21 protein-coding genes, 1 tRNA gene and 1 pseudogene are annotated in these 24,161 nt (G+C 68.2%); 7 read left to right on the top strand and 16 right to left on the bottom strand.

All coding sequences use genetic code 11. From position 1 onward, the window contains the following. Positions 1–1,088 precede the first annotated feature (1,088 nt). The 4 genes from MMF94_RS39225 (at position 1,089) to MMF94_RS39210 (ending at position 7,354) form a co-directional block, all read left to right on the top strand. A complete protein-coding gene (locus tag MMF94_RS39225) occupies positions 1,089–2,891 on the top strand; it encodes a class I adenylate-forming enzyme family protein (RefSeq protein WP_241042553.1) in 1,803 nt (600 codons plus the stop codon). A gap of 587 nt (positions 2,892–3,478) precedes the next feature. Next, the gene (locus MMF94_RS39220) at positions 3,479–5,140 is read left to right on the top strand and encodes an AMP-binding protein (RefSeq protein WP_241042552.1); all 1,662 of its coding nucleotides are present in this window, start codon (positions 3,479–3,481) and stop codon (positions 5,138–5,140) included. Between the two features lie 208 nt (positions 5,141–5,348). Further along, positions 5,349–5,801 (top strand): NUDIX domain-containing protein, encoded by a 453-nt coding sequence (locus MMF94_RS39215; protein ID WP_241042551.1) that lies wholly within the window; start codon positions 5,349–5,351, stop codon positions 5,799–5,801. Between the two features lie 715 nt (positions 5,802–6,516). Continuing rightward, positions 6,517–7,354, top strand: a protein-coding gene (locus MMF94_RS39210; RefSeq protein ID WP_241042550.1) for an IS5 family transposase whose coding sequence is annotated in 2 segments (ribosomal slippage) — positions 6,517–6,969 and positions 6,971–7,354 — 837 coding nt in all. Because the reading frame shifts where the segments join, the coding sequence is not laid out codon by codon here. Here the strand turns inward: MMF94_RS39210 and MMF94_RS39205 are convergent. The 4 genes and pseudogenes from MMF94_RS39205 to MMF94_RS39190 form a co-directional block, all read right to left on the bottom strand. Continuing rightward, on the bottom strand, positions 7,351–8,058 hold the full coding sequence (locus tag MMF94_RS39205) for an asparagine synthase-related protein (protein WP_241042549.1): 708 nt from the start codon (positions 8,056–8,058) through the stop codon (positions 7,351–7,353). The genes MMF94_RS39210 and MMF94_RS39205 overlap by 4 nt on opposite strands. Beyond that, positions 8,010–8,561, bottom strand: a complete 552-nt coding sequence (locus MMF94_RS39200) for an asparagine synthetase B family protein (RefSeq protein ID WP_241042548.1) — start codon at positions 8,559–8,561, stop codon at positions 8,010–8,012. The genes MMF94_RS39205 and MMF94_RS39200 overlap by 49 nt, the downstream gene beginning before the upstream one ends. A gap of 159 nt (positions 8,562–8,720) precedes the next feature. Next, positions 8,721–9,758: a methyltransferase gene (locus MMF94_RS39195; RefSeq protein ID WP_241042547.1), complete on the bottom strand. Its 1,038-nt coding sequence runs from the start codon at positions 9,756–9,758 to the stop codon at positions 8,721–8,723. Between the two features lie 650 nt (positions 9,759–10,408). After that, positions 10,409–10,720: pseudogene (locus MMF94_RS39190) on the bottom strand (cbb3-type cytochrome c oxidase subunit I); the annotation flags it as partial. A 1,288-nt stretch (positions 10,721–12,008) separates the two neighbouring features. Between MMF94_RS39190 and MMF94_RS39185 the strand changes: the two are divergent. Together MMF94_RS39185 and MMF94_RS39180 are read left to right on the top strand one after the other, a co-directional pair. After that, complete coding sequence (locus MMF94_RS39185) at positions 12,009–12,215, top strand: helix-turn-helix transcriptional regulator (RefSeq protein WP_241042546.1); 207 nt, start codon at positions 12,009–12,011, stop codon at positions 12,213–12,215. A gap of 455 nt (positions 12,216–12,670) precedes the next feature. Next, the gene (locus tag MMF94_RS39180; protein WP_241042561.1) at positions 12,671–13,420 is read left to right on the top strand and encodes a tyrosine-type recombinase/integrase; all 750 of its coding nucleotides are present in this window, start codon (positions 12,671–12,673) and stop codon (positions 13,418–13,420) included. Positions 13,421–13,521: 101 nt separating this feature from the next. Here MMF94_RS39180 and MMF94_RS39175 read toward each other — a convergent pair. From MMF94_RS39175 to MMF94_RS39155, 5 genes are all read right to left on the bottom strand, one after another. Then, a tRNA-Pro gene (locus MMF94_RS39175) sits at positions 13,522–13,595 on the bottom strand. Positions 13,596–13,815: 220 nt separating this feature from the next. After that, positions 13,816–14,856 carry an alpha/beta fold hydrolase gene (locus MMF94_RS39170; RefSeq protein WP_241042545.1) on the bottom strand — a complete coding sequence of 347 codons (1,041 nt, stop codon included), beginning with the start codon at positions 14,854–14,856 and terminating at the stop codon, positions 13,816–13,818. Then, on the bottom strand, positions 14,853–16,100 hold the full coding sequence (gene fmdA, locus MMF94_RS39165; protein WP_241042544.1) for a formamidase: 1,248 nt from the start codon (positions 16,098–16,100) through the stop codon (positions 14,853–14,855). The genes MMF94_RS39170 and fmdA overlap by 4 nt, the downstream gene beginning before the upstream one ends. A gap of 36 nt (positions 16,101–16,136) precedes the next feature. Further along, the gene (locus MMF94_RS39160; RefSeq protein ID WP_241042543.1) at positions 16,137–16,421 is read right to left on the bottom strand and encodes an FmdB family zinc ribbon protein; all 285 of its coding nucleotides are present in this window, start codon (positions 16,419–16,421) and stop codon (positions 16,137–16,139) included. A gap of 57 nt (positions 16,422–16,478) precedes the next feature. Then, positions 16,479–17,540 (bottom strand): substrate-binding domain-containing protein, encoded by a 1,062-nt coding sequence (locus tag MMF94_RS39155; RefSeq protein ID WP_241042542.1) that lies wholly within the window; start codon positions 17,538–17,540, stop codon positions 16,479–16,481. Positions 17,541–17,703: 163 nt separating this feature from the next. Between MMF94_RS39155 and MMF94_RS39150 the strand changes: the two genes are divergently transcribed. Beyond that, positions 17,704–18,156 carry a MarR family winged helix-turn-helix transcriptional regulator gene (locus MMF94_RS39150; RefSeq protein ID WP_241042541.1) on the top strand — a complete coding sequence of 151 codons (453 nt, stop codon included), beginning with the start codon at positions 17,704–17,706 and terminating at the stop codon, positions 18,154–18,156. Between the two features lie 7 nt (positions 18,157–18,163). Here the strand turns inward: MMF94_RS39150 and MMF94_RS39145 are convergent, their stop codons facing one another. The 7 genes from MMF94_RS39145 to MMF94_RS39115 all read right to left on the bottom strand — a co-directional run bounded on the left by MMF94_RS39145 (position 18,164) and on the right by MMF94_RS39115 (position 24,159). Further along, a complete protein-coding gene (locus tag MMF94_RS39145; protein ID WP_241042540.1) occupies positions 18,164–19,300 on the bottom strand; it encodes a sensor histidine kinase in 1,137 nt (378 codons plus the stop codon). A gap of 40 nt (positions 19,301–19,340) precedes the next feature. Next, entirely contained in the window at positions 19,341–20,000 is a 660-nt protein-coding gene (locus MMF94_RS39140) for a response regulator (RefSeq protein ID WP_241042539.1), read from the bottom strand. A 44-nt stretch (positions 20,001–20,044) separates the two neighbouring features. Beyond that, positions 20,045–21,469 (bottom strand): ribosome biogenesis GTPase Der, encoded by a 1,425-nt coding sequence (gene der, locus MMF94_RS39135; protein ID WP_241042560.1) that lies wholly within the window; start codon positions 21,467–21,469, stop codon positions 20,045–20,047. Positions 21,470–21,540: 71 nt separating this feature from the next. Further along, a complete protein-coding gene (locus tag MMF94_RS39130) occupies positions 21,541–22,182 on the bottom strand; it encodes a lysophospholipid acyltransferase family protein (protein ID WP_241042538.1) in 642 nt (213 codons plus the stop codon). Beyond that, entirely contained in the window at positions 22,179–22,853 is a 675-nt protein-coding gene (cmk, locus tag MMF94_RS39125; RefSeq protein WP_241042559.1) for a (d)CMP kinase, read from the bottom strand. The genes MMF94_RS39130 and cmk overlap by 4 nt, the downstream gene beginning before the upstream one ends. 164 nt (positions 22,854–23,017) lie before the next feature. Continuing rightward, positions 23,018–23,380, bottom strand: a complete 363-nt coding sequence (aroH, locus tag MMF94_RS39120) for a chorismate mutase (RefSeq protein ID WP_241042537.1) — start codon at positions 23,378–23,380, stop codon at positions 23,018–23,020. A 2-nt stretch (positions 23,381–23,382) separates the two neighbouring features. Next, on the bottom strand, positions 23,383–24,159 hold the full coding sequence (locus MMF94_RS39115) for a pseudouridine synthase (RefSeq protein WP_241042536.1): 777 nt from the start codon (positions 24,157–24,159) through the stop codon (positions 23,383–23,385). Positions 24,160–24,161: the final 2 nt, after the last annotated feature.

Below are 24,161 nucleotides of genomic sequence, written 5' to 3'. Positions count from 1 at the left end.
GACAGCCTCCCGGGCCGAACGCGGCGGATCAAACCGACGCCATTACAGCGGCGACCTTCCTTGACGAGGCACTAGATGCAGCACTAGCCGGGGGACAAGCGGGGGTCACGCGCCGCCGCGCCTCGCCGGGCGAAGCCTCTCGTGATCGCAAGGTATTCCTCCTACGTTGTCGCCACGATGTGACGTGCGGGTCGACCCGAATCCAGCTCGACGGATCTCGAGTTCGGGATGGATGTCCCACTTGAGGCATCTGCATCCGCCGCCGCGACGAACGGGCGCAGCATGGGCAGACCATGAGCTATCTAGGCCACTGGTATTCAACTTCGGTACTGTCCGGTCCAGTAAAGTGGAACGGCGTTCGGGATCATCACGGCATGTTTTCCGGGTAGGAGTGGCTCGAAGGACGGGGTAGTACAGGACATCATGGGCCGAAAGGGATGTGCAGCCTTAAGGTTCAGAACCAACGTACAGAGCGTTGGGAAACCAGGAAAGTGGACTTGACAGTTCGCCAGGTAACGGAGATGGTTGGCCTGCCTGGTCCAGGAGAGTCGGTTGGCCCGTGGCGGCGGGTTCGCCAATCGAGCGTTCCTGCGAGTCAGCGTCGTCGGCGGCAGGATCGCGGGGTCGCGTTGCGCACGCCGCAGGGCGTTGTGGAGGTAGTCCCAGGAGGAGTCGGGAAGCCGCTCGGTATGGCCGTCGTCGACGGCCGACGTCGCTCGGGAAGACAAAGGTTTCCGACACGGTCGTGGAGGGTCGTCAGTTGCACACGGATGTCGCCCCGTGACGGACTGTCATCGAGAGGGGTTGCCGCTGACACTCGCGTGTCGGCTGGGCCGCGAATGGCTTCGAAAACATCTTAATTCTGAATTTAGCGTGCGCGCCGTGAAACGCGCAGCGGTGATTGCTCCAGCCCGACGGCGACTCGCCTCGAGATGGTGCCGTCGCTATGGTATGCGAATCAATGAGCCGCCTACGAGCGAAACTCGATCAACGGATCGAATGAGCTTCCTGCTCGATCAGCTATGTCAGTCATTCTGATCGAAGTTGTCACGATGCGGAAATGTGCACGCCAACTAGTGGGAGAACAATTGGAGCGTCGCCAGGTCTCGCAGCAGTCGTTAGATATGGTGAGCAATTTAAGTCATGGCCACAGTGAGATTCCGGCAAGGATCACGACCGGCGACTACTTGTTGGGCCATCCGGTCGGGGCGTTGGGCGGTTTCACGCTGTCCGAGGTGTTCTCGGCGGCCGTCGAGGCAGACCCCGACAAGGAAGCGACCACTGCAGGCGAGCGGTACTGGAGGTGGAGACAATGGTGGCGCCGGTCGGAGACGCTGGCCAGCCGCCTGCAGGACCGAGGTGTCGAGCCGGGCCATGTCGTTGCGGCGCAGCTGCCCAGTAGCTGGGAGTTTCTAACCCTGCATACAGCCGCGGCGTCCGTCGGGGCGGCGTTGCTGCCGGTGCGCCACGCGTACGGGCACGGCGATGTGCGGGCGCTCATCGATCGGGTCCGTCCGGCCGTGGTGGTCGATACTCAGACGTGGCAGGGTCTGTCGGCGGCTGGAGCGGGGCGGAGGCCGGACGAGGTCGTGGTTTCACCGGACGCGCCATTCATGCTGCTGCCCTCGTCAGGTACCTCGGCCGGGCGTCCCAAGATCTGCATGGACAGCCACGACGGGCTGCTGAGCAACGCTGCCTCGGTTTTGGCCGAGTCCAGCATGACAGGCAAGGACGTGGTCACCAGCGCCAGTCCACTGACCGACCTTTTCGGATTGCCGTCGATTCATCTGAGCTTGTTCACCAGAAATCGACAGGATCCGTTTGCTGAATGGGATTTTCCGCGTTTCTTCGAGCTGGCGGAGAAGGCGGCCACGACCGTCCTCTTCGCCGTCTCTGCACTGTCCGATATCCTTTCCGGTGTCGCGGGCCGACCGGGGTTCACGCTGCGGGAGGTACGCGCGAGTGGTTCCTCCGTACCGACCTCACTCGTCACTCGCACGCAACAGGAACTCGGCGCCCAAATGATTGTACAATGGGGGATGTCGGAGCTAGGAGCGGGAGCGTTCACGCGGCCGGATGAGACGGCGGAAACCTTGTCGAGCACCGTCGGCACGCCGGTCCGCGAGGCCGAAGCCCGGGCGATAGAACGCGAGCTGCAGTTCCGTAGCCCCTCGCTGTTCCGCGGCTACTGGGGAGAGCCCGAGACCACCGATGCAGCGATAACCGACGACGGCTGGCTCCGTACTGGGGACACTGTCAACATCGACCCCGATGGCAGGACCATATACCTGGGCCGTTCCGCCGAGCTAATCGATGTCGATGGCCGCAAGTTCAACGCCCGGGAGATCGAAGACCTGCTCGAGCACCTGGGGCCGGTGGCGCTGGTCGGCCGGCCAGATCCTCGGCTCGGCGAGTACCCCTGCCTGGTCGTGGAACGGCCTGGGATCGACCTGATGGAGGTCGTGCGGCAGCTACGCGAGGCCGGCTTCGCCGAGTACAAGATCCCGGCCGAGCTCGTCACGGTCGGCCGGATCCCGCTGACACCGACCGGCAAGATCAGCCGGCATGGCGTTACCGCTCTGATCGGCCGCACGGCTGCTCCGGATCAGCCTTGGACGGGAGGGCCTAGAGCGGGTCGCCCGCACGGACGAGGTGTATCGCTTCCTGCAGGCGGTGCGCGAGTGCGCGGCCGCGGTACTCGACAGCGCGGATCTGCCCGCAGCGGACAGCACCTTCGGCAGCCACGGGATGGACTCCGTCACGGCCGTGAGGTTGCGCAACATCCTGCCCGAGGCGGTAGGCATGCTTTTGCCCGCGACACTCCTGTTCAACTTCCCGACCCCGATCACATAAGACAGAGGCAACTCACTGGGATACGCTGGAAGCTCTGATCGCCAGAATCAGATAACTACTGCTCGGCGTCGAGGAGTTGTATTCTGCGTCAGAATAGAAGGCATCATCAAATTAGCGTGGCATCAGTATGGATGGACTATCGGGCTGACTCTGACCAGGGCGCCATACGACCCCGAAGTACGGTCAATGACGGGGCCGCCCAACGAGACCACCGAATCTGCCAATGCGGGTATTTCCGCTCGGAGGGATGCTGACGGGGCGGCTTCCCCGACCACGTAGCCAACCGTCCATCCCGTCTCGTCAGGGCGAGGATTGCCGCGGGACCCTCTGGCCTCGCGCTGGCAGTCCTCGTCGCTCACTCACTGCCGCACGCAGCCAGAGGTGTGGCTGAGCACGGGGCGGGAGGCACGGATGCCGCGCTCCGGGCGCTCCCGGTCACCTCTCGACCGGGAGGCGGACGGATCTGAGGGCCGCGCATTCCGCGCCTCTCGCGCGAGGACGTTCGGCGTGGGTGGAAAAAGTCACGAATTAGGAGTCGTCGGTGAGTGCCGCCCGGCAATCGCCATTTCGTAACGCTCAAGCACTGCAATTCACGTGAACACTTGCGCTGTGAAGGAGTTCTACTGTGCCTGTCGATTTCCGGATTCGCCCTCCCGAGGTCGCGGCGCGCCGCGGGCGCGCCGCGGGGGTGTGGAGCGACTCGGGGCAGATTCCCGAACTGCGTCGGTGGCGGGACGAGACGCCCGACGCGCCGGCCATCAAGGCCTATCGCGCCGACGCCGGCTCCGCATTGATCAGCTACGCCGAGTACGCCCGTCACGTCGAGCGGTTCGCGGGCGCTCTGTACGAGCTGGGTGTGCGGCCGGGACAGGTGGTGGCGTGCCAGCTCCCGAACTGGTGGCAGGGACAGGCGTTGTTACTCGCCGCCGCCCGGCTGGAGGCGGTGGTCGCGCCGATAATGACCACGATCCGGCCGCGCGAGCTGGAGCGGATGCTGCACCGGCTGGGCGCGGGTGTCGTCGTCACGGTCGACGAGTGGGCCGGGTTCGGCCACGCGGCTGCGCTGGCCGAGATCGCCCCCGGCCTGCCCGAGCTGCGCCACCGGGTGGTGATCGGACAACCCTCCGACGGCGAGATCGATTTCCGGTCCTTCTTCGTCGGGACGCCATGGGAGCAGCGCCATCCGGTGGCGCTCGACGACGCCCACGAAGATCCTGATCGGGTCGCCATGGTTCTCTTCACGTCCGGCACGACGGGAGAGCCGAAAGGCGCGCTGCACAGCCAGAACACGATGTACGCGGCCGCGTGCGGCATCATCGAGGCGTACGACAGCGGGTCCGGCGATGTGCGGTTCACCCCGCATGCGCTGATGCATGTCATGGGCCAGATCGGCGCCCGGGCCAGCCTGGTGTCCGGCGGGTCGATGGCCCTGCTCGACGCATGGTCGGGCGAGCGGGGCATGCATGCGCTGGCCGAGAGTGGCGCCACCAGCTTCTCAGGGGCGCCGACCTTCGTCTACGACATGATCGCGGCCACCGGTGGGGCTCCACCTCGGTTGCCCGCCCTCCGCGTTATGACCTGCAGCGCCACGACCATCCCGAGGACGCTCGTCTCGCAGGTGTCGGATGTCTTCGGGGCGCGTCTGCTGAGCGGATGGGGGATGACCGAGGTCGGCGCCGCCACCGTGACCCGCGTCGACGACCCCGTCGACTGGGCCATGCACAGCGACGGCCGCCCTGTCCGGGGCGTGGAGCTCGACCTGCGCTCGGAGGCCGAGATCACGAGGGACCGGCCCGCCCGGCTGTTCGTGCGCGGTGGCAGCGTGTGCCTGGCGACCGTGGGGCGGGACTCCGGGGCGCTGCACGTGATCGCCAACCACGACGACGGCTGGTACGACACCGGTGATCTCGCGGTGCCCGACGGGCGCGGCGGGATCCGACTGATGGGCCGCGCCGCCGACCGGATCGGCGGGGCGTTCATGATCCCGGTCGGTGACGTCGAGTCCGAGCTTCTGAAGAACCCCGGCGTCGCGGATGTCGTCCTGGTCGGTTATCCGGACGGCCGGGGCGGCGAGCTGGCGTGCGCCGTCGTCGTTCCGGCCACCGAGCCGCCGGTCACTCTGGACGAGCTGCGTAAGTACCTCACCGACGAGGGCATGACCGAGTGGTACCTGCCGACCCAACTGGAGTACGTCGAGAGGTTGCCGCGCAACGAGAATGGCAAGGTGCGCAAGGAGCTGCTCCGACGCTGGGTGCGGGGAGAAGCCTCCCTCACCGCGGAGGGTTGAGCGGCGACGCCGTCAGGTCGCCGTGGGGTACGGCGCCCCGCCTTCGTCGGGCGGATGAGCCCTGCGATGCCGGGCCGCCGGATCGCAGGCCGGGTGTCGTCGTGCATGGACGTGTATACCTTGGTGGCTGCGAGACCTGGCCGCGTCACCACCGACCTCCCGGCCGCCAGCAATCTCGTCAGTGGCCACGTTAGTTAGTGTTGCAGCGGTGATCAAGCGATCGGCGCGCGCCATCCTTCTGACCGACAACGGCGAACTGCTGCTGATCAAACGGACCAAGCCCGGGCAGCAGCCCTACTGGACGGCGCCCGGTGGCGGCGTCGAGAACACTGACGCCTCTGTGGAGGCGGCACTATATCGGGAGCTGGCCGAGGAATTGGGTGCGCGTGTGGCGGACGCGTCGCAGGTGTTCCTCGTCAGCATGCCCGCCGAGGGTGGGGTATCGCTGCAGCACATCTTCGCGGCACGCCTGTCGAAGATCGACGAGCAGGCCAGGAGCGGCGAGGAATACGCGGATCCCTCGCGCGGCGGCTACGAGCTCGAGCGCGTAGACCTGCGCAGCGAGGCCCTCTCCGCGGTCGATCTGAAGCCAGCGGTGTTGAAAGAGTTCATCCTCGCCAACCGCGACGCGCTGCTGGCCGAGGTGGCCCTGGCCCCGTGACCGTCAGGCCGGCGCAGCTGCGTCGATCTGCGCGGCCAGCCCGTCGGCCCATCATCGGGAACCGACGTCTGGCGACGCCAGCTTCATGGATCGGGCACAGCCTGGGCGAAGCCCATACCGTTCGAGACCCGACCGCCAGACGGATTGTGACGTCAGTCACCGCTGACCACATTTGGGCTCGCTTGGCAAGGATCCCGACCTCATTTGGCCGTTTCAGTCAAAGCGCGGAGCATGCCGCTCCAGATTCGCTCCTGCTTGACGTTCCATAACCACAGTGGACAGCCCGCGCTGATCCACAAGGCCGTAAGTAAAACCGGCGCCCATTCGTGTTTCCGCAGGTAGAAACGCTGATGGGCGGCTCCCCCGACGTAGGGAACCGCCCATCGTGCCGTCGCGACGACAGGATTTGAACCTGCGACCCCTTGACCCCCAGGCATCTGACCCCGCCTTCAGACCTGCGGGTACGGCGCGATGGGCCTGGTCAGACGTCCACCGGAGTCCACACCCGCCCGGGTGGCGTCGCACTTAATGTCACTCAGTTTGTCGCTCAGTGACAACTCCTCCCGGGGTCCTGCGCCGGAGAGCCAGGAGCCCGCGCGGTCCCTGGGAACTTAGCCGGCTCTGCGCGAGTTGACTGATTGATTAGTAAGAACGTGTTTGAGAAGCCTCGGCGTGCGTACGTGACCCACCCCGCGTGATCCTCCACGGTGCAGTGATGGCCCGACGTGCACCGCGGTACCCCTCGGACATGACCGACGAGCAGTGGGCGCTGATCGAGCCGCTGCTCCCGCCAGCGAGGACCGGCGGTCGCCCGGAGAAGCACCCGCGTCGTGACGTCGTCGACGCGATCCTCTACGTCGTGCGGGCCGGGTGCGCGTGGCGGGCCCTGCCTGCGGACTTCCCGCCCTGGGAGACGGTGTACTGGTACTTCACCCGCTGGGAACAGGCCGGGGTCACCGAGAAGATTCTCCCCGTGGTCCGCGAACAGCTGCGCCTGGCCGACGGCCGCAACGCGCAACCCAGCGCCGGGTTGATCGACTCGCAGAGTGTGAAGGGCGCCGACACCGTTGGACGCACAACCCGGGGCTACGACGCCGGGAAGAAGATCAACGGCAGGAAGCGGTTCATCGTCACCGACACCCTCGGCCTGCTGTTAACCGTCATGGTCTGCACCGTCTTCGCGCCAGGACCGCGATGGCGCGAAGACGGTGCTGCTGGCCACCTACCTGACCACCCCGGTGCGGTTCCTGTTCGCCGATGCCGGGCTCGCCGGACGCCTTCTGGACTGGGCACAGACCGTCCTGCGCATGACCGTCGAGGCAGTACGCAAACCGGCCGGCCAACGCGGGTTCGCCGTGATCCCACGCCGGTGGGCGGTCGAACGCACACTGGCCTGGCTGACCGCCCACCGCCGCCTGGCCCGCGACTACGAACGCCACACCGCGGTGTCCGAGGCGATGATCCGCTGGGCCGCGATCAACACCATGACCCGCCGACTGGCCCGCGGCCGGCCGGCTACCCGCCAACAACGACGGGTCTTACAACCCAGTTAGTTGATCTTCTCAAACACGTTCTGAGTGGTTCCGTGTGCGCGCAGGTAGTCTTGGTAGTCCGCGCTGTAGAGCTGCCAGCGGAGTCGTGCGGGCGCTGCGGCGAGCGCGGCCACATAGCGGTCAGCCCAGTCCTCGCCGTCCAGCAAGGCGGCCTTGACTCTGTCGTACCCCCCGAAGAACTCGTCGGCGCCATCACCGGTCAGCGCCACCCGATAACCAGCCGCGTGGACGGCCCGAAAAAGTGCGAATGTGCTCACCGTAATTGGATCTGCATTGGGCTGTCCGAGATGCCTCACAACATCGTCGAGCATGTCGGGGAAGTCAGCGGAATCGAGTTCGACCTCATGGAGCCTTAACTTGTACTGGTTGGCCAGATCGCGGGCGAACACGACTTCATCAAAAGGCCAATGACCCTGGTAGCGGACGTGAAACCCGACCAGCCCAGGGAGCTTGCTGGCCAGGAGCGCGGTGACGAAGCTGGAATCAAGGCCTCCGCTGGTCACTGCGGCTACCGGAACATCCGCGATCGACAACCGCTCGGTTTCCACACGAAGGGTTTCACGGACCAGTTCCGCCGCCGCCTCCAACCCGGTCGGCACGGGCTGCGCGTCCCACTTCCGGCGTTCCTGGATCGTCATGCCACCGCTGTTCGCGGTCACCACTGCGGTGGCCGCTGGAGGCAGAACATGGACGTCGGCGAACATCGTTCGTCCCCCGAACGGAGCCCTCGTGCTGAGGTAGGCGTCGAGCCGTTGATATCGCGGTGGCCGCCGATATCTGCGAGCGAACGAAGTGCGCCGATCTCTGAACTGAAGAACATCTGGCCGCCGGCCCGGTGGTAGTAGATGGGCTTCATCCCCGCTTCATCGGTGGCAAGTATCAGGGTGGGCAGACCGCGCAGGTCGAGAACAGCGATTCCGTACATGCCGTCCAGATGTTCAACGAAATCTTGGCCGTAACGATGATAGAGTGCGGGCAGAATAGATCCGCCGCAGCGGTCCGGGAATTTGTAACCAAAACCTTCCAACTCCTTACGGAGATCGTGGTGGTTATATATCTCCCCATTGAATACCACTCTGATCTGGTCACCCAGACGGTACGGCTGAGCGCTGCCGGTTGGATCCGTTACCGCGAGCCGAGTGGCACCCAGGGCCCACATCTCTCCGCGCGCGAGATATCGGCCATCGGGACCACCGTGCTGCAGCAACAGCGACAGGGTGGCAAGTCGATCTTCGGGTAAACTTCCAGTGCCAATCAACTCGGACTGATCGATTGGGCGATATTGATGTGTCGAATTTATGGTTATCTCAATGCGACGGAGGCGTGGATCGATCGGAGCCCCGGCACTGAACGACGCGCAGTCGGCCTACGGGACCGCTTCGATCAGGCTGTACCCCATGGGCAGCGGCACGACGGCGCTCACCGTCAGCCCGGCGGCGCTGAGGAGGTCGCGGAACTGCGATTCGGTGCGCTCCAGCGCCGCGAGGGCCACGAGCATGTGCAGGTCGGCGCGAGCAAGCAACCGGTGCTCCGGCACCGGCTCCATCACCTCGGGAACGAGCCGCTCGATCACCACGAGCTTGGACGAGTCGGTCATCGCTCGCCGGCAGGTGGCGAGGATGTCACGGCTGCGCTCGTCGTCCCAGTCGTGCAAAACCGTCTTGAGTATGTACGCATCCGCGCCGGCAGGCACCTCCTTGAAGAAGTCACCGGCCAGCAACATGCACCGCTCCGCCACGCCACGCTTCTCGAGATAGGGGCGGGCCTTCTCGATCGCGTGGGGGAGATCGACCAGCACTGAGTCCAGACCGGGATTAGCCGACAAGACTCCGGCGAGCAACTCGCCATAGCCACCACCGACGTCAACGATCCGCGACATACCGGCGAAGTCGTAAGCGCCGGCGACGCTCCGTGAGGTCAAACGCGTGAGCTCGGCCATCGCCGAGTTGAATACCGCGGCACGCGCGGGGTCGGTACGGAGTCGGTCGAAAGGCGTCTCGTCAGACATCAGCTCACGGCGACTGAGGCCGGTGGTCACGCTGTCCAGCAGATGCGGCAAGTCGCCCCACGCCTCCCGGCCCCAGTAGATCGTCCAGGAGCGCAGCGAGCCCTCGGCGTCAGTCCGGAGCAGGGTTCCCATAGGGGTCAGCTCGAACGTGTGATCCGCGCGCTCACGACAGACGTCCAGCGACACCAGGGCACGCAGGAGCCGATACAGTGACGGGGCGTGGGTGTTCGTGGCGGTGGCGAGGTCGCCCGCGGAACGCGGGCTGCCGGCGAGCAGGTCGGGCAGGCCCAGCTCGGCGGCCACGCGCGTGGCCTGGGTCATCCAACTGCCGTTGACGATCTCGAGCAATCGCAACGCCTGCGGCTGCACGTCGTCGTCCGGGTGGGCCTGCTGCACGTGCGTCCTCCTTTGCTTTCGGGACGCGATAGCCCCGTCCTCGTTTCTGGTCTGGCGATGGCCTGAGAGCCGCATCTGCCTACTCATTCTCCGGGGTTTCGGCGGTTCACGATCAACGTCGAGAAAGGCGCTGTACTGTCGTAGCGCGTCGTTCAACCTCGGTTTCCGTTGGTGCAAGCTACGCTTGTGTACTTGGCGATCGGTACGCGGTAGCGGCCACTTTTCTCGGCACTGTCCGACCAGCCACGGCGAGGTCGGACAAACGCCGCTGATGGCGGCTATGCACCCGGACCGACGCAGCTTCACAAGCTGGGCACCGCGCCTCGGCCTCCCGCGCCCGAACCTCAAGCCACAGGGTCGCTCCCGGCTCGAACACGCGGTCCACGCATAGCCCCACGAAGTGGCGGAACAGGACGCTCAGATCAAGGTCACACCCGGAGCATGATCAACTGACTACGGGGAGCACACCCGCAGGCCCATCACGGAACCTCTGCCATCGCCAGTCTTCGGCCGTCGTCGAGACAGGTCCCATCCCAGGTCAGCTCACCCGGGTGCAGCCCGAGGCGTGCAACGCGCCAAGTACATCAGTGCCGGCCGGTCTGGCATAGCCCGATCCGCCAGCGTCATCCCAGCCGTGCCTGCGGCCTGATCGAGAAGGGATTAAGTCGCGAGAACGCGACGTCGGGGGCACCAATCTGTAGGGGCACGAGGTAGTTGTCTGTAGGGGCACGAGGTAGTTGGCGAACCCGAGCAGGATCGGTGTGGCGCATGGCAACAGCATGACCGTGCCGTGCATCGTGAACAGCTGGTTGTTCCGCTCCATGGACAGGAACTGGAGTCCCGGTCCGGCCCAGCTTCGCAGGCATCAGGAGCGCCATTGCACCGCCGGCCGGGAAGAAGCCGAATGCCGTGGCCAGGTAGAGGATAGCGAGGTCTTCAGGGTCCTTCGTTCGCAGCATCCTGGCGATCATGCGAATGGATGCTAGCGCGGAAACAATTCGTGGCATGTCGTCTCCTAAACTGGTCCAGCCCGCCGAGTCGGACACTTTCTTGCTCGCGGCCTCACATGCCCCGATAGCTCAAAAGCGCCACGCTCGACTGTGGGCGCCGGCAGGGACGGAAGAACACTGGCACTCGATGGCGGGCTACGGCGACCGGTGCCAACGCCTTTGCCCACCGCGCCCGCAGCTCGCGGACAAGGGATTCGCAGGGGCGTTGACGACCAGCCTTATGCATCGCGGATCGCACCCCGCTGGGCCGCCGCTCGATAACTGGGAAGGAGAAGCCGCCGAGAAATTTCAGACCGGTTACCTCCGTGTTCAACCAACAACCCTTCACGACTCGTGTCGGAAACTCCTCCCGAGCGACGTCGCCCCGTCAGCGACGGCCATTGCCGGGGGACTTCCCCGACCCTCCCAGGGACTGCCTCCACGACGCCCTACGGCTTGAGCAACGCGACCCCACGATCGTGCCGCGACGGAGCTGATCCGGAAGAACGCGCGATTGGCAACCAACTCCCCACGGACCAACCGACTCTCCTGGACCAGACAGGCCAACCATCTCCGTGATTCAGTGAACTGTCAAGTCCACTTTCTGGTTTCCAACGCCCTATTCCACCGGCACCTTCAAATCTTCGGCTCCATCGCGTACGTTCTGTACATCCCGCGATATCCCAGATTGTCTGTTCCTCGAGTCATTTCCGCCTCGGTACCCCTGCCGTGATGACCCCTGAGGGCCATTACACTCTACTGGACCGATCAGTGCTGAAGTTGACCACACGTGGCCAGATAGCTCATGGTCTGACTCGCGCTGCGCCGGTTCGTCGCGGCGGCGGCTGCAGAGGACCCGGTGCTCGTCGAGACTGCTGAGAGTATTGCTGACCTGGAACGCATCCTCGATGCTCCACCGGGCTCCGGCGACGGACCAGCTCACCCAGCGGAACCGGAGTCGTTGACCAACACCGGTAGTAGGCGAGCTCACCGGTGTCGAGATGGCGGCGGATCATCAGCCACCGATGCCCACCTGCTTGGTCGGTGTCGGTGTCGGGGGTGATGAAGCCCACTGGTTGATGCGTGCGCCGGCGCTCGTTGACGAACAGCGATTGCGGACCCTGGCCGCGATCGAGCGCAGTCGCCGTTGACTACGGATCTGCAGGCTGCCGGTCACAAGACAGCCACGAGCCAGGAACGCGCATCAGGATCGTCTGTGGCGGCTGTTGACGTTCGACGTGTTCCGACCGCTGGAGGCTCGATGAACCCGCAGGATTACTGGTACTCGACCGAAGAACTCGCTGAACTTCTCGGCGTAGATCCATCCTCGGTGCGCCGCTGGCGAACTGCCCAGCCCCCGCAGGGCCCACCCTTCGTGAAGGTGTCACCTCGGCGAACGATTTATAGCATCACGGACGTCGAAGTGTGGCTGCGCAAGCAGCGCATTGATCCAAGCCCGGCCCCATGATGGTCTCCCCCGATCCCCCACTCGGCGTCACTATCCACGGCGCGATCGAGGACCGACCGGATCGACCGCTGCGTTACCGAGCCCGAGTCCGCTGGACAGATCCCGTCACACGCCAGCGCCGGTCCAAGTCGGAGGCCTTCAACGCCGAGGGGCCTGCCGTGGCCTGGTTGGATCAGATGCAACGGCTCTCGCGGGCCGGTGTCCATCCGGAAACCGCCACGATGAACCTCGCTGAATACGGCACGTCAGTGATGACCCTCGCGATGCGAGGGCTCGAGGCGAAGACCCTCGATCCGTATCTCTCTGGATGGCGCCACCGGGTTGTTCCGTCGCTCGGACACCTCTCGCCGCGAATGATCACGAACGGCGCCGTTGACCGCGCCGTCCACGGATGGATCGCCGACGACTGCAGTCGCTCGACTGTCAAGAACAGCATCGCAGCGTTGGTCCGCGTGATGGAACAAGCGGTACGCGACGGGATCATCGATCGCAACCCTGCCCGAATCACCGGTTGGCAGAGCCTGTACCGCAAGGCCGAGGACGAACTCGATAACCCCCGATCACTCGCCCTTCCCGACTGGGCCACACTTACGCGCCTCGCCGACGCCCTGGTCGCACGATCCGCCGACCACTTCCGCGGATGGGGAGAAGTAACGATCTTCGCAGCCTGCACCGCAGCCCGTATCGGTGAAGTCTCCGGCTGCCGCGTCGCGGACATCGACACCAGCAACTGGCTATGGACCGTCCGCCGACAGACCACACCGTCCCCCGGAGGTCTGCTAGACAAGGGCACCAAAGGCAAACGAGCCCGCGTCGTGCCCTTGATCGTCGACGTCCGTGAACTCGTCCAGCAACGCATCGATGCTGCACAAGGCCGCCCCGACGCCCGCCTATTCACCGGACCACGCGGCGGCCGGATCAGCACCGCGGTACTCCGCGACGCCACTCATTGGGACGAGGTGGTCAGTGACCTCGGCCTCGAGCATCTCCGCCGACATGCCCTTCGCCACACCGGCCTGACGTGGATGGCCGACGCCGGCGTCCCCGTGCATGTGCTGCGCACCATCGCAGGACACGGCTCGCTCTCCACAACACAGCGGTACCTGCACCCAGACCGCCGCAGCGTCACAGCGGCCGGCAACGCCCTGAGCGCCTACCTCAGAACGCCGCGGTCCCCCAGTGGTCCCCAAGCACACACGCTCTAGATCGTGACCGGCCTGGCGGCCCGAACGCGACGATCAGCGTTTCCGCAGGTAGAAACGCTGATGGGCGGCTCCCCCGACGTAGGGAACCGCCCATCGTGCCGTCGGGACGACAGGATTTGAACCTGCGACCCCTTGACCCCCAGTCAAGTGCGCTACCAAGCTGCGCCACGTCCCGGCCGCCCCCGAGGGAGCGCGATCAGCTTACCCCATCGCCAATCCGCCCCCACCGGCCGGTCGCGGCTCCCCCCACTCCCCCGGTAGCCCCACTCGCCCGCCCGCTCTCGCCCGGATGTCCGGGGATCACGGCCCGGTCAGTCTCTGACGCACCGGGCCAGGACACCACCGCCCTCGGTCGCCCTTCTGAGGCGACCTTCGTGGGTACCGTCCGGTAACCGTCAGATTCCGGAAGGTTGGGCCAACAGGTCCGCAACCGCTGCGTCGATGAAGGCGGTGTCCACCGGGTTGGCGCCGCCGCCCGCGAAGTGGCCCCAGACTCCGGGGATCACGCGCAGCTCGGCGTTCTGCATGTGCGAGACCGCCCACTTCTCGTCCTCGGGAGGGAAGTAGAGGTCCTTCTCCGCCGGCATCACGATGGCGCGGGCTCGGATGGAGGCCAGTGCCTCCTCCGTGGACCCGAAGCCCGGCGTGGTGCCGACGTCCCCGCACCACCAGGTATCGAGCATCGTCAGGAGGTTGTTGGGGTCGCGGTCGTCGAGGAAGAAGCCTTCCCAGAAGCCGACGGCGAAATCCTCGAGCGAGGTGTACCCGAGCTCGCGCCAGACCTCGTCCCAGTAGAACGCCTGGGAGAAGCCCCAGCCCGCGTAGATCCGGGCGAACGCCCGCAGGCCGCGTACCGGCAAGGCGTCCGGCGCGTACCAGCCCTCGGCGAAGGCGGCGTCGGCGCGCATGGCCCAGCGGAGGGAGTCGAGGAAGACCTGGTTGTGCGGGGCCGTCCGTGATGATCCGCAGAACGGCAGCATCCGCTGCACCATCTCCGGGTGGCTGACGGCCCACTGGTAGGTCTGCCCCGCGCCCATCGACCAGCCGAGCACGAGTGGCAGCGTCTCGATCCCGAACACCTGGGTGACGAGGCGGTGCTGTGACGCCACGTTGTCGCGGACCGAGATCCGCGGGAACCGGGCCCGGTCCCACGGCGGCGGCGTGTTCGACGCCGACGAGCTCAGCCCGTTGCCGAGCATGTTCGGCACGATGATGAACCAGCGATCGGGGTCGAGCGCCATGCCCTCGCCGATCAGCCACTCGTTGTCCCAGTGCCTGCCCGAGTACCAGGTCGGGTAGACGATCGCGTTGTCCTTCGCCGCGTTGAGCGTCCCGTAGGTCTGGTACGCCACCCTCGCCGGGCGCAGCGTCGCGCCGCACTCGAGGGTGAAGTCCGGGATCTCGTGGACGTCGTAGGGCGCGTCCGGGCCGGTCATGACGACACCGCACAACTCCCCCGGTCCGCGGACACGGGGCCCGAGGCCGACGGCTTGATGTCGAAGTCGAAGATCGCTGTGGGCAGGTAGAGCGAGCAGCAGGCGTTCGGGATGTCGACCACGCCGCTCACCCGGCCCTCGATCGGCGCCGAGCCGAGCAGCAGGTAGGCCTGCGCACCGGAGTAGCCGAACTTCTTCAGATACTCGACGGCGTTCAGGCACGCGTTCCGGTAGGCGGCGGTGGCGTCGTTGTAGAGCTGCGTGTCGCTCGTGTGGTCCACGCCGATGCCGATGAACGTGACGAACTCCGAGTAGCGCGGCTCGACGTTGCCGGGCATGAGGATCGGGTTCGTGGTGACGCCGTAGGTCTCCATGCCGCCCTTGATCAGGTCGACGTGGAAGTCGATGAACCCGCCCATCTCGATGGCGCCGCAGAACGTGATCTCGCCGTCGCCCTGGCTGAAGTGCAGGTCGCCGCCGGAGAACAGCGCCCCGGGCACGTGCACCGGGTAGAAGACACGCGAGCCGCGGGTGAAGTTCTTGATGTCGTGGTTGCCGCCGTTCTCCCGGGCGGGAACGGTGCGGGCGCCGTCGCGGCCGATGGCCGACAGCGCGTCGCCGGATGCGGTGCCGCCGAGCACGGACTCCTCCAGCGGCGGGAGGGCGAGCGGCGGGACGCGGTCCGGGTCCGTGGCGATCAGCGCGCGCTCGCGGGCGTTCCAGCGGGCCAGGAGGTCGGCGGACGGCGCGGTACCGAACAGGCCGGGGTGGGTGATTCCGGTGTACTCGACGCCGGGGATGTGCCGGGAGGTGCACTTCTGCCCGGCGAAGTCCCAGATGGCCTTGTAGGCGTCCGGGAAGGTGTCGGTGAGGAAGCCGCCGCCGTTGTGTTTCGCGAAGATCCCGGTGTAGCCCCAGCCCTGGCCGGGGGCATCGCCGACCTCCTGGGGCACCGGGCCGAGGTCAAGGATGTCGACGACGAGCAGGTCGCCCGGCTCGGCACCCTCCACGAAGATGGGCCCGGACAGCATGTGCGCGTGGGTCAGGTCGACGTCGCGGACGTCGTTGGCGGAGTCGTTGTTGCCGATCTGCCCGTCGGTCCACTCACGACACTCGACCCTGATCGACTGGCCAGGGCGCACGGTGACCGCGGGCGGGATGTCCGGATGCCAGCGGTTGTGGCCGGGTACCGCCTGGTCGCGCATGGACTTGGCCTGGTCGACGGAGAACACGACATCGGGCATGAGGACCTCCGGAAGGCGCGTGCGGTTGCGAGCGGGTCAGGGGCGGGGCAGCCGGGCGTGACGCGGGTCCCTGGTGACGGGCGTGGCCCGGCGGGACCGGCCCGGCACGGACGTCACGACCGGCGGGGAATCGGCGCTCTGCTCGCCGGCGTCGAGCGCTCGGCGCAGTGAGGGGTCGAGCCTGCGCAGCGCCGGGCCGCCGAAGACTCGGCGGGCGGCCTCCCCGCAGTCGGGGCAGCTTGCCGGGTCGGCGGCCTCTGCCATCGGCCGGACGAGTTCGAAGTCATCACCCGAGGGGCACCGGTATGCGTAGGTCGGCACAGCAGCTCACCTCCAGCTGAAACTGTCAGATGAAACTATTTTGATCAAAACATCGAGTCAAGCCTTGAGCTGGGCGACGACGTCCAGGTCCAGTCCGTCGGCACGGGCCAGGTAGACGCTCTGCATCAGGTGGTTGCCCGCCATCCGAACCGTCCCACGTGGACTGTCGTAGGCGAGGGTCTCGGCGGCCGCTGAGAGCTCGTCGGACCCGAGAGCACCGGCCCTCTCGGCCAGCCTCGCCAGCAACGTCACGCCCTCGTAACAGGATTCGCCGAGCGATCCGGGCACCGGGGCCTGTACGCCGAATCGCGCCGAGTAACGGCGGGAGAAGTCGAGTCCGGACGCAGTGGCGAGCGCTTCGAAGTAGCCGGACGCGGCGTAGAGCTCACGGGTGGCAGCCGCTCCTGTGGCGAAGACCATGTTCTCGTCCATGAGCGGGCTGAGCCGCACGCACGCGTTGTCCAGCCCGACGGCGGCGAACGCACGGTTGAACCGGACGGCGTCCGAGCCGACCAACAGCATCAGCACACCGTCGGCACCGCTGTGCTCGACACGTTCGACAACAGCCGCGAAGTCCTGGGTGCCCAGTGGCACGAACACCTCGTCGAGGATCCGGATGTCAGGCGAGTGCTGCGCGAAGCGGCGCGCCACCGCCGCGGAGGCGAGCGGCCACACGTAGTCGTCGCCGACCACACACCACGTCCGGACGCCGAGTTCGCCCGCCATCCAGCGAAGCGCCGGGAGCAGCTGCCGGTCCGGGGTCTCCCCCGCCAGGAAGACGCCCGGGGTTCGCTCGCCGCCCTCGTACAAGGGGCTGTACACGTAGGGCACGCGGCCGGACACGAGCGGCGCGACCTGCTGACGGACCGCAGAGATGTGCCAGCCCGTGACCGCCTCGACCGCTCCCGTGCTGAGCAGCATGTCGATGTCGCCCGCCACCGCCTGCGGGGCGCGTCCGCCGTCGACGACCTGCAGCCGCAGCTCCCGGCCCAGCACCCCGCCGGCTGCGTTGACCTCGTCGGCTGCCAGCAGACCGCACGCCTCGCACGACGGGCCCACGATCGCCGCCGGCCCGCTGCGCGGTACCACGAAGGCGACTTCCAGCGTGTCACGGCTCATGGCGCATCCCCGGTCCCACTCTCGCCCGGTGTCGAGGTGACTTCGTGCGATATATGGCTTCCTGCCGTTGACGATGCCCGACGACGAGGCCCGATGAGGAGACCCTGTCGGTGACAGTGTTTACGATGACGAGGGCTACGTCACGCGGCCGAAGGAGGATGACGTGACCCTCTCTCGGGTGCCTGCGGCTGATTCGTCCGCGCCCACGACCGCGGTTCCGGAGCTGCTCGGCCAGGTGGCTTACCAGATGTCCCGCCGGCTCGAGGCCGCGCTTGGCCCGGACGGCCCGACGCTCGAGCAGTGGCGGGTGCTCGCCCTGCTCGCCGACGGGACCGGCCGCCCCATGACGGAGATCGCGGGTCACGTGAGGGTGCCCCCGCCCACCCTCACCAAGATCGTCGACAGGCTCGTGGACCGGGCGCTGGTGTACCGGCGGGCCGACGAGGTCGATCGGCGGCGCGTACTCGTATTCCTGTCCGAGCACGGCCGCAGGACCCACGCCCGCTTCGCACCGGCCGTGGCAGGTGTCGCAGAGGCGCTGGTCGACGAGCTCGGCGCCCAGGACGCCGCCCGGCTCGCCGAGCTGCTGGAGCGATTGCGCACGCTCCCGGCCTGAGCGCGGGCTACGCGGGCTGTTCCTCGCGGGCCGGGGCGGCGGGAGGCGGCACGGTGCGCAACGGGAAGCTCGCCTGCACGACGAACCCGGCGTCCACCGCGGGTCCCCACGAGAGCCGGCCGCCCACCGACTCGACACGCTCGGCGAGGCCCGTCAGGCCGGCTCCACCGCCGCCCAGCGGCTCGCGCCGCGACCGGACCGGACAGGCCGGAGCCGAGTTTCCGACCTGCACCTCCAGCTCGTGCGGGAGCCACCGCAGGTCGACGCGGACGGCGGTGCCGGGCGCGTGGCGGGCGGCGTTCGTCAGCGACTCCTGCACCACGCGGTAGACGGCCCGCTCGACGGCGGGGGCGGCATCGCCGGGCGTGCCGGTGTGCTGCAGCTCGACGGCGACGCCCGCGGCCCGCGACCCGTCCACGAGGGCTGCGAGGCCCGTCAGCCCTGGGGTGTGCTCCTGCCCGTCGAGCATGCCGAGAGCGACCCGCATCTCCGCCAGCGACCGCTTGGCGAGCACCCGGAGCTGCTCGGCCCCCCGGCGCGTCTCGTCCTCCGTGGTGGTGGTGGCGATCGCCGCGGCACCCACCGCGATCAGTGTGGCGTGGTGGCCGACCGAGTCGTGGATCTCCCGGCCGATCCGCGCCCGCTCCTGTGCCCGCGCCGCCTCCTGGGAGGCCGCGAGTGCTTTCTCACGCGCGCGTTCGAGGTCTCGGAGGCTCTCCGTCAGGCGTTCCCGGGTGGTCATGAGCAGGCCCAGTGAGGTGGGCGCGATGGCGTACAGCGCGACGAACGCCACGGTGAGCACGATCCGCTGCCAGGGCAGCGACTGGGTCAGCAGCACCGGGGTGACGGCCGCGACGACCGGAAGCACGAGCCACGGAACGGTGGTCGCCACGCGTGCGCCGCGCCTGCCGAGGGCGTAGAGCGCGACCAGCGCGGCGGGCCACGCGAGACCGCCCGCGAGACCCCACAGAGCGGCGAGGACGGCGAGCGGGGGCCAGGCGTGGCGCAGCGGCAGCAACCCGCAGGCCACGAGGGCCGCGGGCACCGACCACGAGAACGCCGGCTCCGCCCAGAGCACCGCGATCGCCGGCACCGAGATGACGGCCAGCTCCGTGGCGAGCCGACGTAGTCGCATCCAGCTCATCTTCAGATTCCCCCCGCTCAGGGCACCCGTCCCCCGCTCCTCACGTGATGCCCCAGTTCTGCGCCATCAGCGCTGCCTGCACCCGGTTCTCCGCCCCGAGCTTGGTGAGCAGTGCCGAGACGTACTTCTTGACGGTGGCCTCGGCGAGTCCCAGCCGGGACGCGATCGCGGCGTTCGACTCGCCTGCCGCGAGGCCGCGCAGCACCTGCTGCTCGCGCAAGGTCAGCCCGGCGGGTGGCGGCGAGGGCCACCCGGCCGCAAGGCGGGGCAGCAACCGCACCGTGATGCGCGGGTCGAGCACGGCGCCGCCTGCGGCGAGGTCGCGTACGGCTCGGATGAGCGCATCGGGATCGGTGTCCTTGAGCAGGAAACCCTGCACCCCGATCCGCAGTGCCTCGGCCACGTAGTCGTCGTGGTCGAAGGTGGTGAGGATCGCGGCGGGCGGGGCATCGGGCCGGGCTCGCAGGACGCGCAGGGCCGAGAGTCCGTCGGTGCCCGGCATCTGGACGTCGGCGAGCACCACGTCGGGCCGGTGGGCGTCGACGGCGGCGAGCAGTTCGGCCCCGTCTCCGGCCTGGCCGACCACTCGCACCGCACCCCCCGCTTCGAGGACCGTGCGCAGCCCGGCGAGCATCAGTGGCTCGTCGTCGGCGAGCACCACACGGACGGGCGCTCTCCCCTGCGCCCCGTCGACCGCCATGTGGCCGAGAGTAACCGGAGCGCCCCGGTCATCCCCAATCCAGCTCAGCGCTTGCGGGGCCGCTTCTCGCGCACCCGCACCGAGATCCGCACCGGTGACCCGGTGAACCCGAACTCCTCGCGGAGCCGCCGCTCCAGGAACCGCCGGTAGCCCGCCTCCAGGAAACCGCTCGTGAACAGGACGAACGTCGGCGGCCGCGTCTGGGCCTGGGTCGCGAACAGGACCTTCGGCTGCTTTCCCCCACGCACCGGCGGCGGGGTCGCTGCGACCACCTCGGCCAGCCAGCCGTTGAGCCTGCCGGTGGGGATCCGCCGGTCCCAGGACTGCAGCGCGGTGCGCAGCGCCGGGGCGATCTTCGCGACCGCACGGCCGGTCAGGGCGGAGACGTTGACCCGCTCGGCCCACTGGACGCGCGCGAGGTCGCGCTCCAGCTCGCGCTTCATCGCGAGCCGCCGTTCCTCGTCGACGAGATCCCACTTGTTGAAAACGAGCACGAGGGCCCGGCCGGCCTCCTCCACCATCCCGATCACACGCTGGTCCTGCTCGGCGATGGGCTCGCTGGCGTCGATCAGAACGACCGCGACCTCCGCGGCCTCGATCGCCGCGCGGGTGCGCAGGCTCGCGTAGTACTCCATGCCGCTCGCGGTGTGGACGCGCTTGCGCAGGCCGGCGGTGTCGACGAACCGCCACACCTCGCCGTCCAGCTCGACGAGCGAGTCGACGGGGTCGACGGTGGTGCCCGCGACGTCGTGGACGACCGAGCGGACCTCGCCGGACACGCGGTTGAGCAGGCTGGACTTGCCGACGTTCGGCTTGCCGACCAGCGCCACCCGGCGTGGCCCCGCGGTGCCCCCACCGGGAAGGTCCCGCGGGCTCTCCGGCAGTGCCTCGAGTACGGCGTCGAGCAGATCGCCCGAACCGCGCCCGTGCAGGCCGCTGACGGCGTGGGGTTCGCCGAGCCCGAGCCGCCACAAGGCGGCGGTGTCCGAGGTCAGCCGGTCGTCGTCGACCTTCGTGGCGGCGAGCAGGACGGGACGGTCCGAGCGGCGCAGCACCCTGGCCACGGCCTCGTCGGTGGTGGTGGCGCCGACGCTCGCGTCGACCACCAGCAGAACCGCATCGGCGGTCTGGATGGCCAGCTCCGCCTGCGCGGCGACGGCTGCCTGCAGCCCGGTGGCGTCGGGCTCCCAGCCGCCGGTGTCGACGAGCGTGAACCGGCGGCCGTTCCAGAGCGCGTCGTAGGCGATGCGGTCGCGGGTGACGCCCGGAATGTCCTGCACCACCGCCTCACGGCGCCCGATCAGCCGGTTGACCAGCGTGGACTTGCCGACGTTCGGACGCCCGACGACGGCGAGCACCGGCGCGGGCGGCAGCACGTCCGACGAGGGGAAGCCCTCGTCGCCGGAACCGGGGCCGTCCTCGTCGTCGGCGCTCACGAACTCGCCGGGGTGGAGCCCCAGCGCTGCCATCGCGGCGACGTCACCGTCGTCGATCGGCCGGGTGTCGTTGCTCGGCCCCACCCGCGGGCCCTCGGTACCACTCACGTCCTGCTCCGAACATCATCGAGTTCACGGACCATCCCGGCCAGCTCGGCCCGGACGGTCTCGGTGGCGGTGGCCAGACCGGCCCGGCCACCACCGGTGGCCACGGTCAACGGCTCTCCCACGAGAACGTCCACCTTGGGGCGCCACCGCCTGCCCGACCCATCGGGACGACGGGTTCCCCGGCAGACCACCGGGAGCACCTCCGCTCCCGAGGTGCGGGCCAGCCAGGCCGCCCCGTGCTGCGCGGCGGCGACCTCGCCTGCGCCCCGCGTGCCCTCGGGGAAGACCCCGATCAGACCACCGGCGCGCAGAACGTCGAGCGCGGTCGTCAGCGCCCGCCGGTCGGGCTCTCCGCGCCGTACCGCGAGCTGCCCGATCCGCGGCAGCCACCAGCCGATCACGCCTGAGAACATCTCCTGCTTGGTGAGGAACACCGCGCGGCGTCCCAGTAGTCCGAACAGCAGCGGCCCGTCGACGAACGCGCTGTGGTTCGCGACGAGCACGACCGCTCCGGTGGCCGGGATGCGGTCACGGTGGTGCACCCGCACCTGGTAGACGGGCAGGAAGAGCCACGTGCCGACCCAGCGGGCGAGGTCGTGCAGCCATGGCACTGAGCCAGGCGGTAGATCGGCGCTCACGTCAGGAGACCTCTCTCCCGTACCAGCCGCAGCAGCTCCTCCAGCACGGCGTCGACGCTGAGGTCGTCGGTGTCGAGCACGACGGCGTCGGCGGCCGCGTGCAGCGGCGAGGTCTTGCGCGTGGAGTCGAGGCGGTCCCGGCGCCGGACGTCGGCCAGCACCGTGCCGATGTCCGCGCTGCGTCCCGCCTTGCGGTCCTGGGCTCCGCGGCGGGCAGCCCGGACCTGCTCCGATGCCGTGAGGTACACCTTCAGCGGGGCGTCCGGCACCACGACGCTGCCGATGTCGCGGCCCTCGACCACGATGCCGCCCTCGGTTGCGAGCGCGTCGGACACGATCGCGCGCTGCCGCTCCACCAGTGCCGTGCGCACGGCGGGGACGGCCGAGACCGCGCTCACCGCTGCCGTGACCTCGGGGCCGCGGATCTCGGACTCGACGTCCTCGTCGGCCAGCAGGATCCGGGGCGCGCCCGGATCGACGACCGACCGCAGGTCGGGCACGGCGGCGAGCGCGACGCTCTCGGTGGCAGGCTCCGAGCCCTCGAGGTCCGCGCGCAGCACGGCCAGGGTGAGCGCCCGGTACATGGCACCGGTGTCGAGGTACGCGGCCGAGCCTGCGAGGGCCAGGCGCCGCGAGACCGTGGACTTCCCGGTGCCCGAGGGGCCGTCCATCGCAACGACCCCGCGCAACCGCCCTGTCACCGTTCGCCCCTGTCCGGGCCAGCGGCCCTACCACCTTGCCGCACGCCGTTCGCGGATCGCGACCCATCATGCCGTGCAGGCCGACGATGATCTCAGCTCGGGGCCGAAACCGCAGGTCGGGAAGCCCTCGGAGGCTACTGGGGCAGATCGGTGCGCAGCGCCGCGGCTCCCCTCAGGTACACGTGACGCACCTGGGCGCGCGACAGTTCCGTCTCCACGTGCGCGAGCAGTCGCAGCGTGCGCGGCAGAGCCCCCGGAACCGCGATCTCCGACGCGCAGAGCAGCGGCACGTCGGTCAGGCCGAGCAGGCGCGCCGCGTACGCGGGGAACTCGGCGGTGAGGTCCGGCGTGGCCGTGAAGAGGATCGAGATGATGTCGTCGGCCGTCAGTTCGTTGCGTTCGAGCACGGTGCTGACGAGCTCCGCCGAACCGTCGAGGATTTCCTGCCGGCTGTCGCCGTCCACCTGGATCGCACCGCGTACCGCGCGAACCGCCACCGTCACATCCCGACCGAGCGGTAGAGCGACCCCACCTCGTGATGGGTGAGCGGACGGAAGCGCCCCGGCCGCTGGTCACCGAGGCGCACGTCGCCGATTGCCGTGCGCACGAGGCGCTGTACCGGGAACCCGACCTCGTCGAGCAGCCTGCGGACCACGTGCTTGCGCCCCTCGTGGATCACCAGCTCCACCAGGGACCGTCCGGCGTTGGAGTCCACCAGCTTGAACGAGTGGACCGCGACGAGGCCGTCCTCCAGTTCGACGCCCTCGCGCAGCCTGCGCCCGAGGTCACGAGGCACCTGGCCCATGACCTCGGCGAGGTAGGTCTTCTCCACCTCGTACGACGGGTGCATGAGGCGGTGGCCGAGCTCGCCGTCGTTGGTGAGCAGCAACAGCCCCTCGGTGTCGGCGTCGAGCCGCCCGACGTGGAACAGCCGCGCGCGAGGGGCACCGTCGAAGTGCTCGTCGACGATGCCACGCTCGACGACGAGGTCGCCGACACACGGCCTGCCGCGGTCGTCGGACATCGTGGAGAGGATCCCCCGGGGTTTGTTCAGCGCCAGGTGCACGAGGTCGTCGCGCAGCACGATCCGGGCCCCGTCGACGTGCACCACCGCGGTGTCGGGATCGATCCTGCGGCCCATCTCGCGCACGATCTTGCCGTCGACGCTCACCCGGCCCGCCGCGATCAGCTCTTCCGCCGCACGTCGGGACGCGACGCCGGCCTGGGCCAGCACCTTCTGCAGCCGCACCCCATCGGGCCGGGCTTCCGTACTCATCT

Origin of the sequence: Pseudonocardia alaniniphila, from assembly GCF_022524485.1 — a bacterium.
Taxonomy (GTDB): Bacteria; Actinomycetota; Actinomycetes; order Mycobacteriales; family Pseudonocardiaceae; genus Pseudonocardia; species Pseudonocardia alaniniphila.
Note: the sequence above shows the minus strand (reverse complement) of the source record. Positions and strands in the feature narration are given on the sequence as shown.